Source organism: Candidatus Neomarinimicrobiota bacterium, assembly GCA_021734025.1.
In the GTDB taxonomy this organism is placed as follows: domain Bacteria; phylum Fidelibacterota; class JAANXI01; order JAANXI01; family JAANXI01; genus JAANXI01.
In genome coordinates this window covers 84,135-99,975 of record JAIPJS010000012.1, presented here as the reverse complement: position 1 = coordinate 99,975, position 15,841 = coordinate 84,135, and the positions used below count along the sequence as shown (strand labels likewise).

General features: G+C 51.0%; 12 protein-coding genes. All 12 read left to right on the top strand.

All coding sequences use genetic code 11. From position 1 onward, the window contains the following. The first annotated feature begins 189 nt into the window (after nucleotides 1–189). Nucleotides 190–1,551, top strand: coding sequence for an insulinase family protein (locus K9N57_12850; GenBank protein MCF7805072.1), 1,362 nt, complete (start codon nucleotides 190–192; stop codon nucleotides 1,549–1,551). Between the two features lie 33 nt (nucleotides 1,552–1,584). Continuing rightward, a complete protein-coding gene (locus K9N57_12845; protein MCF7805071.1) occupies nucleotides 1,585–3,084 on the top strand; it encodes an insulinase family protein in 1,500 nt (499 codons plus the stop codon). A gap of 138 nt (nucleotides 3,085–3,222) precedes the next feature. Then, nucleotides 3,223–4,362, top strand: coding sequence for a tRNA guanosine(34) transglycosylase Tgt (tgt, locus tag K9N57_12840; GenBank protein MCF7805070.1), 1,140 nt, complete (start codon nucleotides 3,223–3,225; stop codon nucleotides 4,360–4,362). A 162-nt stretch (nucleotides 4,363–4,524) separates the two neighbouring features. Then, a complete protein-coding gene (locus K9N57_12835; GenBank protein ID MCF7805069.1) occupies nucleotides 4,525–5,700 on the top strand; it encodes a M48 family metallopeptidase in 1,176 nt (391 codons plus the stop codon). A 4-nt stretch (nucleotides 5,701–5,704) separates the two neighbouring features. After that, a complete protein-coding gene (locus tag K9N57_12830) occupies nucleotides 5,705–7,678 on the top strand; it encodes a hydantoinase/oxoprolinase family protein (GenBank protein MCF7805068.1) in 1,974 nt (657 codons plus the stop codon). Beyond that, a complete protein-coding gene (gene sfsA / locus K9N57_12825) occupies nucleotides 7,675–8,424 on the top strand; it encodes a DNA/RNA nuclease SfsA (protein MCF7805067.1) in 750 nt (249 codons plus the stop codon). The genes K9N57_12830 and sfsA overlap by 4 nt, the downstream gene beginning before the upstream one ends. Before the next feature lie 3 nt (nucleotides 8,425–8,427). Further along, complete coding sequence (locus K9N57_12820; protein MCF7805066.1) at nucleotides 8,428–10,011, top strand: hydantoinase B/oxoprolinase family protein; 1,584 nt, start codon at nucleotides 8,428–8,430, stop codon at nucleotides 10,009–10,011. Continuing rightward, nucleotides 10,004–11,683, top strand: a complete 1,680-nt coding sequence (locus tag K9N57_12815) for an Ig-like domain-containing protein (GenBank protein MCF7805065.1) — start codon at nucleotides 10,004–10,006, stop codon at nucleotides 11,681–11,683. The genes K9N57_12820 and K9N57_12815 overlap by 8 nt, the downstream gene beginning before the upstream one ends. Then, the gene (gene dapF, locus K9N57_12810; GenBank protein MCF7805064.1) at nucleotides 11,684–12,496 is read left to right on the top strand and encodes a diaminopimelate epimerase; all 813 of its coding nucleotides are present in this window, start codon (nucleotides 11,684–11,686) and stop codon (nucleotides 12,494–12,496) included. 25 nt (nucleotides 12,497–12,521) lie between these two features. Continuing rightward, complete coding sequence (locus K9N57_12805; protein ID MCF7805063.1) at nucleotides 12,522–13,589, top strand: mannose-1-phosphate guanylyltransferase; 1,068 nt, start codon at nucleotides 12,522–12,524, stop codon at nucleotides 13,587–13,589. 12 nt (nucleotides 13,590–13,601) lie between these two features. Further along, a complete protein-coding gene (locus K9N57_12800) occupies nucleotides 13,602–13,907 on the top strand; it encodes a hypothetical protein (protein ID MCF7805062.1) in 306 nt (101 codons plus the stop codon). Then, complete coding sequence (locus tag K9N57_12795; protein ID MCF7805061.1) at nucleotides 13,894–15,840, top strand: SpoIIE family protein phosphatase; 1,947 nt, start codon at nucleotides 13,894–13,896, stop codon at nucleotides 15,838–15,840. Before K9N57_12800 ends, K9N57_12795 begins: the two co-directional genes overlap by 14 nt. Nucleotide 15,841 lies beyond the last annotated feature (1 nt).

Below are 15,841 nucleotides of genomic sequence, written 5' to 3'. Positions count from 1 at the left end.
AATGCTACCAAACAACGAATACCGGGACCGAACTGTCTCACAGCGATTGCAATTCTGTCCATTTATAGTAAATTAATGGTCAATTATGTAGCGCAAAGGATGTAACTACCTTTACACATTTTGATTCATATATAATGAAATCACATCAAAGTTGATGTTGAGGAGTCAACCGAATTGAAAGGAAACGCTATGCTGAAAAAAACCACTCTCGGAGTGCTGTCACTGATATTTATTCTCTCCGGCGTCGCTTTTGCCCAGCTGGATATCGAGTATGAAAAATACCAACTGGATAATGGGCTGACTGTTATTTTATACGAGGATCATTCGGCGCCCCTTGTAACCGTGAATATCTGGTACTATGTCGGCTCCAAGAACGAAAAACCCGGCAAAACCGGATTCGCCCATCTGTTCGAGCATATGATGTTCCAGGGGTCAAAAAATGTCGGTGACGATATGCATTTTCAGTACATCGAGGAAGCCGGTGGAACCCTGAACGGTTCAACCTCCACAGACCGGACAAATTACTGGGAGGATCTCCCGAACAATTATCTGGAACTGGCACTCTGGCTGGAGTCCGACCGGATGGGATGGCTCTTGCCGGCAATGACTCAGAGCAAGCTGGACAACCAGCGGAATGTAGTCAAAAATGAACGTCGCCAGAATTATGAAAACCGGCCGTATGGGCTTGCGCATGAAGCTATTTTCAAAAACCTGTATCCGGAGGGCCACCCGTATCACTGGATGACCATTGGCTCCATGGAAGATCTGTCCAACGCCTCGCTGGAGGACGTAAAGGAATTCTTCCGCTCCTATTATCATCCGGCCAATGCAAGCTTGGTAGTTGCCGGGGATTTCGAACCCGCAGAAGCGAAGTCATTGGTAAAAAAATATTTTGGGCCCATCGATGCCGGGCCGGAAGTGGAACCACTGAACCCCGGAGAAGCGGATCTTTCGGGAGAGAAACGGATCGTACAGGAGGATCAGGTCCAGTTACCGCGCCTCTACATGGCGTTTCAGACGCCGGCCTTTTTTGAGCCTGGGGATGCTGCTATGGATGTGTTGAGTTCGGCGCTAACCGGTGGTAAAAACAGCAGGCTTTATAAAACACTGGTTTTCGAAAAGCGAATTGCCAAAGATGTGAACGCAGCGCAATGGTCGCGTCTCCTGGAGAGCCAGTATATGATTACCGCCACCGCCACACCGGGCCACTCGCTTGGAGAACTGGAAGACGCTATCTGGGCGGAAATCGAGAAGATCCAACAGGAAGCTATTACTGATCGGGAAGTGGAAAAGGCGGTAAACTCCTATGAAGCATCCTTTATCTATCAATTACAGCGTGTCGGCGGGTTCGGCGGTGTGGCTGACCGGCTTCAGGTATTTAATTTTCACCAGAATGAACCAGGGTTTTTTAATAAGAACCTGGAACGGTACAAAGAGGTGACCCCGGAGGATGTGAAAGCCGTGGCCAACAAATTTCTTAAACCGGATGCGCGGGTCGTGTTAAGCGTCGTTCCGGAAGGAAAACTGGATCTACAGGCATCAGCGGAATAATCCCACCGAAGACTTTGGAGGAAGGCAATTATCATGAAATCGCATATCAAAATCACTACTCTCATCCTGCTTATGTTGGGATTGGCCGGCCTACAGTTCTGTACACCGGAAGCCCGAAATCAGCAGCAGACGAACCAGAAAATGACCGAAACCGAACCGGATACCATCGATCGGACTGCAAGGCCGGAACCGGGCCCGGCTCCGGAAATCAGGTTACCGGAACCGGAAAAGGCCTCTCTGGACAATGGACTGGATATCGTGCTGGTCACCCAGTCCGAAGTTCCGATGGTGATTATGGATCTGGTGATTCACAATGGGTCTGCCGCAGATCCGGTGGACGCTCCCGGACTGGCAGATTTCACCGCTGCCATGCTGGACGAGGGAACTGAGAACCGCACTGCGCTCGATATCTCTGAAGGTATCGACTTTTATGGCGCCAGGCTGAGCACTGGTTCCAACTGGGATTACAGCCATGTGAAACTCACCACCCTGACAAAGCATCTGGATTCAACCATGATGGTGTTTACGGATGTTATTCGAAACAGCACCTTTCCCAAAGAAGATTTTGAGCGCGTACGGGAAGAGCGGTTGAACTCGCTGCTGCAGAAGAAAGATCAGCCGAGCACTATCGCCACGGAAGCATTTTATAAAGTAATCTACACGAAAGGCCATCCGTACGGTACGCCGGACGAGGGCACGGAAGAGTCATTAAACGAATTCACTCCGGAAGATTTGCGTCAGTTCCGGGATGATTACTATCGGCCGAATAACGCCACACTGTTCGTGGCTGGCGATATCACCATGGAGGAACTCCTGCCCAGGGTACGCGCCGCCTTCGGCGATTGGAAACCGGGTGATACGGACTTTCCAACGGTTCCGGAAATTCCGTCGGCAGAATACAGCAATATTTACCTGGTCGATAAAGAAGGCGCACCCCAGTCACAAATTCGTATCGGTCACCCCGGACTGCATCGGGACAATCCGGACTATGCCGCGGTACAGGTGATGAACGAGATTCTCGGGGGCTCTTTCGGCAGTCGGATTAATATGAATCTCCGGGAAGACAAAGGATTCACCTACGGCGCCCGGTCGGCATTTGTGTATCGGCGGGGTGTGGGACCCTTTCTGGCATATGCCGGGGTGAAAACTTCCACTACAGACAGTTCGGTGAAGGAATTTCTAAAAGAAATTCGCACGATTGTGGAGGAACCGGTAAGCGATGAGGAACTCGACAGAGCCAAATCCTCAATGACGCTGAGTTTGGCCAGAGAGACCGAAACCCTGAATCAGATTCTGGATCTCCAGATCGACCAGGTAGTCTACGACTTACCGGAGGATCATCTGAGTGCGTACGTTTCGAAGGTACGGAATATGACCAAAACAGAGGTACAGCAGGCAGCGCGGGAATACCTGCATCCCAACAAGTTGGCTATCGTGGTGGTCGGGGATAAGGATTCCGTCCGATCCGGTCTCGAGAAACTGGACTATGGTGAGGTTCTTGAACTGGACCTCTCTGGAGAGCTGGTGGAGTAGCAGAGGAGTATTACGTACTGCGTATTACGTAATGAGAATCATAGTAAGCCAACCTACATAATACGCAGTACGTAATACTGTTTGCATATACTACCCATATTTTCTAATCATCCATTCATATCCTAGAGTGCAATTCCAATGATCCCCTTCACCCTTGAACAGACAGATACCGAAACCAACGCCCGCGCCGGGACCTTTACCACCGACCATGGGGAAGTAAAAACACCAGTGTTCATGCCGGTGGGAACCAAAGGAACGGTGAAAGCCGTTTCGCCTGAAGAAGTAGAGGCGAGCGGTTCCCGCATTATTCTCGGGAATACGTATCATCTTTATCTGAAGCCAGGGTTGGAGATTCTGGAAAACGCCGGAGGATTGCACCGGTTTATGAATTGGGAGCACTCGCTACTCACCGACAGCGGCGGATTTCAGGTGTTTAGTCTCGCCGATCTAAACGAGATAACCGACGACGGCGTGACCTTTCAGTCACATATTGATGGCTCCCGGCATCACTTCGATCCGGCGCATTCTATGCGCATCCAGCGGGTGCTTGGTAGTGACATCATGATGGCATTCGATGAATGTCCACCGTATCCATCTGATAAGGATTACGCGGAGGTCGCAATGGAGCGAACCCATCGCTGGGCGGAGGAGTGCTTGGAATATGTGGAAAGTAACCCACCGCTGTACGGTCATCATCAGTATCTGTTTGGTATCGTACAGGGAAGTACGTATGAAGGTTTGCGCAAGATCAGCGTAGAAGCTTTGACATCGCTGGGATTCGACGGATACGCCATCGGAGGCGTCGCCGTGGGCGAGCCGAAGGAAGAAGTCCGCCGGATTACCCGGATGACGGCACCGATGCTCCCTGAGAACCAGCCCCGGTATCTCATGGGTGTAGGAAAACCGGAAGATATCCTGGAAAGTATCGCCGCCGGGGTGGATATGTTCGACTGTGTGATCCCGACCCGGAATGCCCGGAACGGCCAGGTCTATACCCCGGACGGCCGGATGACTATCCGGAATGCGACCTTTTCGGATGACCATCGTCCCATTGATGGTGAATGCGACTGCTACACGTGCCAACACTTTTCCCGCGCATATATTCGCCACCTGCTGAATGTAAATGAGATCTTTGGGCACCGTCTGGCAACGTTACACAACCTGCACTTTTTTCTCTCCCTCACCCAGAAGGCGAGAGATGCCATCCTGCAAGGTAATTTCGGTCCCTGGAAAGAGGCGTTTTTGAAGCGGTATCGGGAAGAGGAGGATATGGTTTAGGAAAGATGAAAAGAGAAGATTGAAGCATTGAAATCGCCCAACTTTAACACTATAACACCTTAACACCAAAACACGTTTTTTTCGAACACCCTAACCTTTCGAATAACACCGGAAATTATGTATATTCTTCTTTCCGTTTTGGAATAAACAGGACATGAATATATGACCAAGGAATTTGTAAAAACCGAAGCTGGTAACCCGCCGGAAGACCGGGAAATACCCGGACAATCTACAAACGATTACCAGAGGCGAAAGCAATACAATCGCACCAAGATTTGGTTGGGTCTGGCAAACTTGGCTCTGACGTTGGTGTTTCTGCTTTTACTGGTGTTATCGCCCCTTTCCCGCGTGTTTGCCGGATGGGCGATGAATATTTGGTCAAATCCGTACGGTTCCCTGCTACTGTTTGCTCTTTTTGTCGGTGTCGCAGAAATGATTGTCGGATTTCCGCTTTCATTCTATACCGGGTATAGCCTGGAGCATAAATACAATCTCTCAGAGCAGTCACTGGGAAGTTACTTCTGGGAGAAAGCCAAAGGCATGATGGTCGGCACAGTGATTGGTGTACCGGTGTTACTGTTGTTCTATTACTTCCTCCGTGCTTTCGGCAATGGCTGGTGGCTTCCGACGGCCATTCTCATGTTCGTGCTGACAATTCTGCTGTCCCGCATAGCGCCCAAGGCTATCATGCCGCTGTTTTATGACTTTGACCCGATTGACCGGGAAGAACTTAAACAGCGTATTGCAGAGATGGCTGAGGGTGTTGGGCTATCTGTCGAAGGTATTTTTCAGTTCAACCTGAGCAAGGAGACAAAGAAGGCCAACGCCGCCTTCACCGGTATTGGGAAGGCAAAGCGGGTGATTCTGGGCGATACGCTGCTGGAGAATTTTTCCAACGATGAAATTATGTCTGTCGTGGCGCACGAGTTAGGGCATTTCAAAGAAAAACACATCTGGAAACTCTCTGCCGTCGGGACGGTGTTTACTTTTGCGGGGCTGTACCTGGTAAGCCGTTTATACGCGTATATCGTGTCCGTCAGTAGTTTTGACTCCATAACAAGCCTGGCCGCTTTGCCGCTGATTACGCTGTTCCTCATATTGTTCAATTTCGTGATAGGTCCCGTGCAGAATGCCTTGTCCCGCCATTATGAGCGACAGGCGGATGACTATTCCATTAAACTTTTCGGGAGGCCGAAGATTACCATCCAGTCTCTGGAGAAACTCGCTGAGCAGAACCTGGCTGATCCCGATCCGCATCCTGCCATTGAGTTTCTATTCTATTCTCATCCCTCAATACCGAACCGAGTGCAGCGCATTCGCGAACAGCATTTGAGTTAACGTTGTGATCATTGGTATCGATACCGGCGGAACCTTTACTGATTTTTTCTGGTTCGATCCGGAGACCGGCGGAACACTGCAGGTACTGAAGGAACCGTCAACGCCGGATGAACCTTCGCAGGCAGTTCTCAGCGGGTTAGAGCGCATCGGCTCCAATTTTCCATCAATAGTCCACGGTAGTACAGTGGCAACAAACGCCGTCCTCGAGCGCAATGGCGCGGATGTGGTTTTGCTCACCACCAAAGGGTTTGAAGATGTTACTGAGATCGGGAGGCAAACCCGCAGCGATATATACGATTTCAATGTTGATCGGCCGGAACCGCTCGTGTCCAGGGAGAAAAGAATCGGCATCCCGGAGCGGGTCGACAAAGAAGGGAATGTGCTTACTCCTTTGGAAATCCCGGCGGAGACAATTGCACATCTTAAGGAGCTGAATCCGGAGGCCGTGGCCGTATGCTATCTGTTCGGGTATCTAAATCCGATCCACGAAGAACAGACCCGGGAAAAACTTCGCGAGGCCGGAATTCGGACCTGCTGGTCGCTGTCCTCCGCAGTCAGTCCGGAATACCGGGAATACGAGCGCTTCAGCACCACGGTGATGAATGCGTATGTAACCCCGGTGATGGATAGATACCTCGGAGCGCTGGATGATGAGCTGGAAACTGAACATTTTCGGGTTATGCAGTCAAACGGTGGGAGCATGGAAGCGGAGAAGGCGCGGCAGGAGGCCGTCCAGACGCTGCTTTCGGGGCCGGCAGGGGGTGTGGTTGCGGCCAAGACAATCGCAGACCAGTGCCGTATCGACCACGTTATCTCCTTCGATATGGGCGGGACGTCCACTGACGTATCGTTCCTGCCAGGCGAAATTCTGATGACCAGGGAATCAGAGATCGATGGACTCCCGGTGCAGCTACCGATGATTCAGATTAACACAGTAGGCGCAGGTGGCGGGTCGATTGCGTATCGTGATAATGCCGGTGTGTTACAGGTCGGTCCGAAAAGCGCCGGCGCTGATCCCGGTCCGGTTTGTTACGATCGTGGCGGGACTGACCTCACCGTGACGGATGCCAATTTTCTGTGCGGCAGGCTGCCGGGTGAAGCCGTCTTCGGGGATGCGATCAAATTAAACGGGGCAAAGACAGAACAAGTCGCCAAAGCGCTGTCCGATAAATTTGGCCTGGCTACCGGTGAGCTCGCGGAGTCAATAATATCTCTGGCAAATGCAAGGATGGAACGCGCTATCCGTGTCGTATCAGTAGAACAAGGATATGATCCCGGAGATGCGACGCTGATGCCGTTCGGAGGAGCCGGGCCACTGCACGGGTGTGCCATAGCGGAGTCGTTAGGAATTTCAAAGATATTGATACCAATTCATGCAGGGGTATTCAGCGCTTTCGGTCTGCTGTGGGCAGATGTTGTCCGGGACCGTACGAGAACGATACTCCGCCACAACAGGGATATCGACTGGGAAGCGATTTCAGCTGACCTTGAAACAATGCAAAAAAAAGTTATCTCGGAAATTCGGGAGCAGGGAATCGGTAAAGACAATATAACTGCGGAATGGACTCTGGATATGCGGTACAGAGGGCAGTCGTACGAACTCGCCATCCCGTGGCAGGATAATATGATTGAGGCGTTTCACAGACGGCATGAGGAACGGTATACGTTCCAACACGATGACCGTCCAGTGGAAGTGGTGAATCTCCGGGTTCGGGGAATTGGATCGGTGGACAAGCCGAAGCTGCCAAGGCATTCATTGGAGAAACGAGAAGTTGAGACAGCAGAATTTTCAACCCAGGAGGGAATGATAAACGGCAATAACGCAACGTTACCAATTATTCCCAGGGATGATCTGTGGCCAGGAGCCTCCGGGGATGGACCTTGCGTGATTCCGGAACAGACGTCCACCACGTATGTTGCACCGGAATGGAGTTTTACAGTAGATGAGTACGGGCATCTGCACCTGGAGAAACAATGAGTTCTGATTCGAAGGCAGGCACTGTAGATTTTCCGTTCGGATATGAACTGGAACCGGGGCAATTTATTAAGCGACCGAACCGGTTCCTGGCACACGTGCTGGTGAATGGCAGGGAAGTCAAGGCGCATGTACCCGATCCCGGGCGGCTGAAGGAATTGCTGGTGCCGGATGCCGATGTGATGGTTCGGCACAATCCATCGCCAACCCGAAAGACCGACTGGACGCTGACGCTTGTGAAAAAAGAGGCTGTCTGGGTGTGTATCAACACCACGATTCCGAATGCATTTGTCGGTTATCTGTTGGAAAACCGGCGGCTCCCGGAGTTCAACGAATACCCATCGATAAAGGCGGAGGTCGCTAACGAGAACAGTCGATTTGATTTTCACCTGACGAACGGTTCGCTGGAATACTGGCTGGAGGTGAAGTCGGTGTCACTCGTGCATAACGGCGTTGGCCTCTTCCCGGATGCGCCGACAAAGAGAGGCACCCGCCACCTGAATCATCTAATCGATCTGAAAGAACAAGGCCACAGCGCTGGCGTGCTTTTTATGGTGCAGCGATCCGATGCGGAAAAGTTTGCGCCGAACTGGATTACCGATTCCGATTTTTCGGAGACTTTGGTAAAAGCGCACGACGCAGGAGTAGAAGTTACTGTTTATACATCCGAGGTCTCAAGAGAGGGCATTTCTCTGGGAAGCCGCATCGATTTTGACCTCAATACGAAATATCCATTGCCGGAGATGTAAGCCATGCCCCAACTCGATCCCGTCAGACTGGAAATTTTTCGCAGCCTGTTTTCCTCTGTAGCGGAGGAGATGGGCGCAACGCTTATGCGATCAGCGTCGTCGCCCAATATTAAAGAACGGCGGGACTATTCCTGCGCAATATTTAATGGCAACGGTGAATTGATAGCCCAGGGCGAGCATATGCCTGTTCATCTGGGATCCATGCCGCTCTCCGTGCAGGCCGCCATCGACGAAATGGAGTTTGAACCTGGCGACGTCGTGCTCCTGAACGATCCGTTCCGGGGTGGAACCCATCTGCCGGATCTCACCATGATAATGCCGGTATTCATCGAGGTTTCCGAAGAGCCAACATTTTTTATGGCGAACCGGGCACACCACGCAGATGTGGGTGGGATGTCCCCGGGATCCATGCCGGTTTCCACGGAAATTTATCAGGAAGGACAGATTATTCCACCGGTGAAGTGGCGAGCCGCCGGTGACCTGAACGATGACTTGCAGCGGACCCTGTTGGCCAATGTCCGGACACCCGTCGAGAGAAAGGAGGACCTGGCGGCGCAGGAAGCATCGCTGAAGGTCGGCGCAAAGAGAACGCGCGAGTTAACCAAGCGCTATGGACTCGGTGTGGTTCAAAATTTTATGACCCAGGTCTTGGATTATTCCGATACCCTGATGCGTAAAGAGCTGGAGGAGATACCGGATGGTACTTATATCGCCGAAGATTATTTGGATGATGACGGATCCACCGCGGAACCAGTAAAGATACGGTGTACAATTCGTATCGACGAGGATACGGCAGACGTTGATTTCTCCGGAAGCGCTCCACAGGTGCGAGGCAGCTTGAACGCGGTGAGTGCCATAACTTTTTCGGCTACGGTCTATTGCTTCCGGTGCATGGCAGAAAATGACATCCCGGTGAATGAAGGATGCTTTCGTCCTTTAACGGTAATTGCGCCAAAAGGAACTGTGGTCAACGCAACCAGACCGGCTGCCGTGGCCGGGGGAAACGTGGAGACATCCCAGCGCATTGTTGATGTCGTGCTGAAAGCACTGAGCCGGGCGGTTCCTGAAAGGATTCCGGCCGCCAGTCAGGGGACTATGAATAATGTGGCCATTGGTGGTACGGATAACAACGGAGAACCATTTGGTTATTACGAGACTATTGCCGGGGGGATGGGGGCGCGTCCGAGTAAGGACGGCATCAGTGGAATTCACAATCACATGACCAACACCATGAATACGCCAATTGAGGCGCTGGAGACCAGTTATCCCTTCCGGATAACTGAGTACAGATTCCGGGATTTTACAGGCGGAACCGGAACATATCGCGGCGGAGACGGTATTATTCGGTCACTCCAGGTGCTGTGCGATTGTTCGGTCACGGTCCTTAGTGAGCGACGAATTTTTTCGCCGTACGGGCTTCAGGGTGGGAATACCGGATTTCAGGGATTGAACATATTGACCAGGAAAGATGGCAACATGGAAGGCATGCCCTCTAAATTTAATATACAGCTCCGTGCCGGTGACGTACTCACTATCGAAACGCCGGGTGGTGGCGGATACGGGAAACCGGAACACATTCATGATTAGATATCTGTCCAGAATTGGCGGTGCAATTCTGTTTGGTATTTTGCTGTGGACCTGCGCCAACGAAGCCCCACCGCCCGGTGGTCCGGAGGACGTAGATCCCCCCAGAATTGTCTATACTCATCCTGAGCCGGGCAGCGTTGAAATTGCGAAAAACACTAATATTGTCATTGAATTTTCCGAATATCTGAACCGACGTTCTGTAGAGCCGTCTATTTTTATCTCTCCGTATATTGAACAGGGATTCGAAGTGGATATCTCCCGGCGAACGGTAACTATTGATTTCATCGAACAACTCGCAGACTCCACCACCTACATCGTGACCCTCAGTACGGGGGTAGCAGATCTTCGGGGCAATAAACTGACGGAGAGCTATCAGCTGGCGTTTAGTACCGGGCAAAGTATCGACCAGGGGAGCATCGCCGGAAAAATATATCGCGGAGATATGGAAGATGGCGATGTGAGTATCATCGCATATGAGCATGGCGGAATCCATCCTGATACCCTTATCAAACGCCGGCCGGACTATTTGGCCAACCCGGATGCTGAAGGCCGCTTTTCCTTTTCGAATATGAGCCTGGGCGAATATTTTATTCTGGCGCTGCAGGATAATAACAGTAATTATGCCTATGATCCCGGCGAATGGACGGGAATTCCGCAACAGACATTCTGGGGAGTGGAAGATTCGGCTGCGACCGATGTGCTCAGAATGCAGATGTTTAAGTATCCTGCAGATTCACTGGTGCTGACCAAGGTGGAGCAACAGAACCGCCACCGGATGATCATCGGATTCAACCGGCCACCGAAAAACCCGCCAACTCCGGACAATATCCAATTTATCGCCGCCGATACGACGCATCCTGTGAGTGTTGCTCCGGGCGAATCTAACGGGGAATACCTGGTGGAACATTACGCTACGATACCGGACTCCACTTATCAGCTAATAGTGAAGGGGTTGACGGATGGCTTTGATATCCCGTTTGGAACTAAACGGAATATCAGGGATGTGGAAATTACCACAGAACCGGATACACTACCTCTGTCCGCGCCCCAAATCAGCATTGCGGACAGCAGTGAGAAAATTGTCCAGACAACCTCGCTACGAATTACTTTCCCGCGGGCAGTGCAACCTGTGGAGCCTGATACACTACTCAACATCTCAGGAGTAGCGGCTAGCGAAGTTGACCTGTTCTGGGAGAACGGGCAAACCCTGGTAGCAAAACCGGCATCACTCTGGCCTGCCGAGAGCTGGATCAAGTGGATGCTCAAAGATTCATTAATATATGATTACCGGGATTCCACCTATAGCGATTCTGTGACAACCGGGGTATTTCGGACGGAAACCGGCGGAGAATACGGTCAAATTACGGGGACGATCGCTTTTCCGGATCGCTGGGAGAACGGCCAGGTGTTTGTAAAGGCGAACAGGGCCACAGGGGAGACAGTGGGCACGACAACACCTGACACTTCAGGTCAATTCAGGCTGAATCGGATCCCGGCGGGAGAGTATACACTGGAGAGTTTTTATGATGCCGATTCCTCTGGTGACTATTCCTTTGGTCGGCCAACTCCATTTGTCCCTTCTGAATATTTTGTTATATTTTCGGACAGCATTGCCGTCCGGGTGAGATGGGAGTCCTCCGGATATAATTTGGAATATCCGACTATTCAATAAATGAAAATTGCATTCAAAAAAGTGTCAGCAACCGGGAACGATTTTATTGTGATTGACCACCGGGATAGTCTTCTGGCCGATGAGCGACTGCCGGAGTTTGTCCGGGATGCCTGCTCCCGTCACACCGGCGTCGGCGCCGATGGAGTTCTCCTGTTAGAGAACTCTCTGGAGGCCGACTATCGGATGCGGTATATTAACTCAGATGGCGGTCGCGTTAAAATGTGCGGTAACGGCGCCCGGGCGCTGGGTTGGTTTGCGCGCCACTTCCTACTGTGGGAGGAATCCGGTACCTTTGAGGCAGATGACGGTCTGCATTCAGTTTACCGATCAGATGGGCGCTTTGGAGTAAGTTTGCGTGTAACGGGATCCCCGGAGCGGATAAACTTTTCAAATGATGACGTCGGCTGGATGCTCGATACCGGTGTTCCACATCTGGTGTTTCTTTCCAATGATGTGGAGAAGGCGGAGGTTATTCGGGGCGGCCGGAAATACCGATATCATGAACAATTTGCACCGGAAGGCACGAATGTGGATTTTGTGCAGGTGAACGGGGATGGGGTAACCATGCGAACCTATGAGCGTGGGGTGGAGGATGAGACACTGGCGTGTGGGACCGGAGTGATGGCTGCGGGATTGGTGGCAGCGGAATTACATGATTTGGCGTTCCCAATGCAGGTACAAGTCCCTGGCGGGAAGCTTGAGATCCATCAGGAGGCCGATGAATGGGTATTATGGGGGGAAGTGGAGGAGATATTCACCGGAGAAATGACATTGGGTGGACGAGTAGGTAATTATATCACTAAGGCATATTAATTGGAAACAGTGACGAGGAGAGTGTATGTATAGTGTAATTATGGCAGGTGGTGTCGGGAAGCGATTTTGGCCCCGAAGCCGGAAAGATCGACCAAAACAACTACTCAATATTGTTGACGATGCTTCGATGTTACGCTTAACGGTTGACCGGCTCAATCAGGTGTCAGATTATGACAAGATTTTTATTGTGACTAACCATGAGCAGGCGCCGGCCATCAAGAAAAATATCCCTGAACTTCCGGAAGAAAACCTGTTGCTGGAACCGTTTGGCAAGAATACTGCTCCGGCCATCGCATTAAGTGCTGTCCATATTCTGGATATGGACCCGGACGCAGTAATGGCGGTTTTTCCGGCGGATCATCTTATTATGAAAGAGGATGTGTTTTTTACGGATCTTGAGGAGGCTGAGAAGGCGGTTCGCGATAAAAATTGTCTGGTGACGTTCGGCATCGAACCGACCCGGCCGGCCACCGGATACGGATACATACAGTATGATACCAAGAAAACTCTGGTTGAAGACAAAGTCTATAAGGTGAAGACCTTCGCGGAAAAGCCAAACCTGAATACCGCCCGGCGTTTTTTGCGGAGCGGGGATTTCCTCTGGAATAGCGGTATGTTCGTCTGGAAGGCCAAAACAATTCTCCAACAGATGAAGGCATTTATGCCGGAACTCTATGACAGTGCAGAGACTATAAGTGAATCGCTGGGTTCGGAAGACTATCACCGGGTGGTGGAACGGGAGTGGAAAACCCTGCGCAGTGAATCCATCGACTACGGCATCATGGAGAAAGCCGGCAACGTCTACGTCGTCCGGGGTGAATTTTTCTGGAGTGACCTTGGCTCATGGGCGTCCGTTTATGAATTAGCGGAAAAGGACGACCAGGAGAACGTTATTGATGGCGACGCCATGCTGCTGGATTCCACAGGAAATTATATCTACTCTCCTGATCGGTTTGTGGCGACTGTGGGCCTGGAAGATACCATTATTATTAATACCGAAAATGTGACGTTGGTCGTAGAGCGGAGTAAGGCGGAAGACGTGAAAAATCTAGTTGACGCTCTGCGGAAAAAAGGTCGGGATGAATTCCTATAGGGACGAACCCATATGAAAGAAGAACAGCTATATGACGCAATGGTCGAACTGGCGGAACGCCTGGATATCGAGGTAGTAACCGGCCGGGGTGATTTCAGTGGTGGCTATTGCCGCGTTCGGGAGGATCGACGGATTGTGCTGAATAAACACAGCCTGCTGCCGACGAAACTCAGAGTAATGGCAAGGAATCTGCTTCAGTTTGACCTTTCCAATATGTACATCCTGCCGGCGGTTCGCGAATTTTTAGAAATGGTCCTCGAAGAGGAAGGGGAGCAAATTTTACCGACAGAGGAGGCAGGGGCGGTTGAGGAAGACTGATAATCTGCTATTATGGCTGACAATCCTACTCCTGTACTATGGAGTTTTTTCACTTTTGCATCTCAACCCGTTCGTTCAAAATAATCCAGTCCTGATACTGATCACCATTGTCGTGATCATGAGTACTTTACGGCCACTTCGGCGGTGGGTTCGGGTCGGGATTATCCGGATTTTTAACCCGACGTACTTTGAGCATAATAACCGGATTAAAAGACTCAAGCGCAATCTTCAGATAACCCAGCCATACAATGAAATTGCCGATCAGGTGCTACACGAATTGGAAGAAATATTTGAGGCTCGGATCTTGGCGCTGGCATTGAAAGACAACGACGACTTCGCTATCATAAATTACCGGGCGCCGGAGCCAATTAATCTCGACAACGTCACTATTGATGCGGATTCGGAAATGGTGGCCGAATTGCAGCAGAAAAGACGGATCGTGCGTGTGAGTCGTCAATCACTTAGCTATAACCCGACACCGCAGCGACAGCAGGATTACCGGTTCAAAGATTATAAGTTGTTCAATTTCGCCATTCCGCTCAAGGTCAATGACACCATCATTGGGGCTATTCTCACCAGTAATCTCCAGAACGATTTTATCCGGGACTGGCAGAATGGTCTGCTTGAAGACTTTGCTGAGTATCTTGGCATCGTACTGCGGAATTCCCGCCTGTACAATGAGGTGCACTGGGAGGCGCTCCAAAAGGAAACCCTGTTCGAAATTTCCAAGAAGATTACCTCCACCCTTGATGTCCGGGAGGTGCTGAATCTGGTGATTGACTCACTGAACAAGGTAGTAAATTATTCAGCAGCGGGGATTTTTCTGGTGAAAAAAGGGGGGCATATCGTGCATGAGATGATCCAGCGGGGATACGACGAAGACAAATTAAGCGAAGTTTCCCTGAAGGTCGGCCACGGAATCGTTGGAGCCTGTATCCGGGAAAAGCAACCGATTATCGTCGGAGATGTTTCCGATCATGATCAGTATATCGAAGTCCGGTCCACAACAAAGTCTGAGATGTGCGTTCCTATCTATGATAATAAGCACCGTCACGTGGTTGGTGCCTTCAATATCGAAAGTGACGAGCTAAACGCGTTTTCCCAGAATGATCTGGATCGGTTGACGGCGTTTACCAGTCAGGTCTCCATCGCCATCGATAATGCCCGCCTGTACAAGCAGGTGACGGAGAGCCGCCGGTATGAGCGGGATATTGAGGTTGCCAGGGAAATTCAGAATGCATTCCTGCCCAAAGAATTGCCCGAGCACCCGGCGTATGACTTTGCCGCAATATGTAAACCGTCCCAAAAAGTCGGCGGGGATTTTTATGATGTGCACCAATTTTCCCAGGGCAAAATCGGAGTGGCCATAGGCGATGTGGCTGGCAAAGGGGTGCCGGGCGCCATCCTGATGGCAAACCTGTATGCGGGCTATCGCAGCCGGGTCCGATCTCAGGATTCTATCCATCTTATGGTAAAGCGATTAAATGAGCTTTTGGTGGAGTCAACCAACTCAGAGAAATACACCACCTTCTTTTATGCGGAGCTGGAGACGGAATCGGGAGAGGTAACGTACTGCAATGCAGGCCATAATCCGCCACTGATAGTACATTCGGACGGCAGTTACGAAGAGCTGACCGCCGGAGGTCCGGTGGTTGGCGCGCTTGAAAATTCCGAATACGAAGAAGAGACCGTCACAATGCAGCCGGGCGATTTACTGTTGCTCTATACCGACGGTATCACGGAATCTCAAAATTTGCAGGGGGAATATTATGAGGTGGAACGGCTGCTTGACATTGTGCGCCGACGCAATAAAAATACCTCCGCAGAAGCCATTATGGATATGATCAACCGGGATGTATATAACTTCACCAATGGGGACGATCTCCAGGATGATGTTACAGTGGTGACTGTCCTGGCAACCCAAACAGACTGAC

Bases quoted from the DNA above. Each gene is read 5' to 3' on its own strand.
- tgt (MCF7805070.1), top strand. From the start codon at position 3,223: ATGATCCCCTTCACCCTTGAACAGACAGATACCGAAACCAACGCCCGC.
- K9N57_12815 (MCF7805065.1), top strand. From the start codon at position 10,004: ATGATTAGATATCTGTCCAGAATTGGCGGTGCAATTCTGTTTGGTATT.
- K9N57_12835 (MCF7805069.1), top strand. From the start codon at position 4,525: ATGACCAAGGAATTTGTAAAAACCGAAGCTGGTAACCCGCCGGAAGAC.
- K9N57_12805 (MCF7805063.1), top strand. From the start codon at position 12,522: ATGTATAGTGTAATTATGGCAGGTGGTGTCGGGAAGCGATTTTGGCCC.
- sfsA (MCF7805067.1), top strand. From the start codon at position 7,675: ATGAGTTCTGATTCGAAGGCAGGCACTGTAGATTTTCCGTTCGGATAT.
- dapF (MCF7805064.1), top strand. From the start codon at position 11,684: ATGAAAATTGCATTCAAAAAAGTGTCAGCAACCGGGAACGATTTTATT.
- K9N57_12800 (MCF7805062.1), top strand. From the start codon at position 13,602: ATGAAAGAAGAACAGCTATATGACGCAATGGTCGAACTGGCGGAACGC.
- K9N57_12820 (MCF7805066.1), top strand. From the start codon at position 8,428: ATGCCCCAACTCGATCCCGTCAGACTGGAAATTTTTCGCAGCCTGTTT.
- K9N57_12845 (MCF7805071.1), top strand. From the start codon at position 1,585: ATGAAATCGCATATCAAAATCACTACTCTCATCCTGCTTATGTTGGGA.
- K9N57_12850 (MCF7805072.1), top strand. From the start codon at position 190: ATGCTGAAAAAAACCACTCTCGGAGTGCTGTCACTGATATTTATTCTC.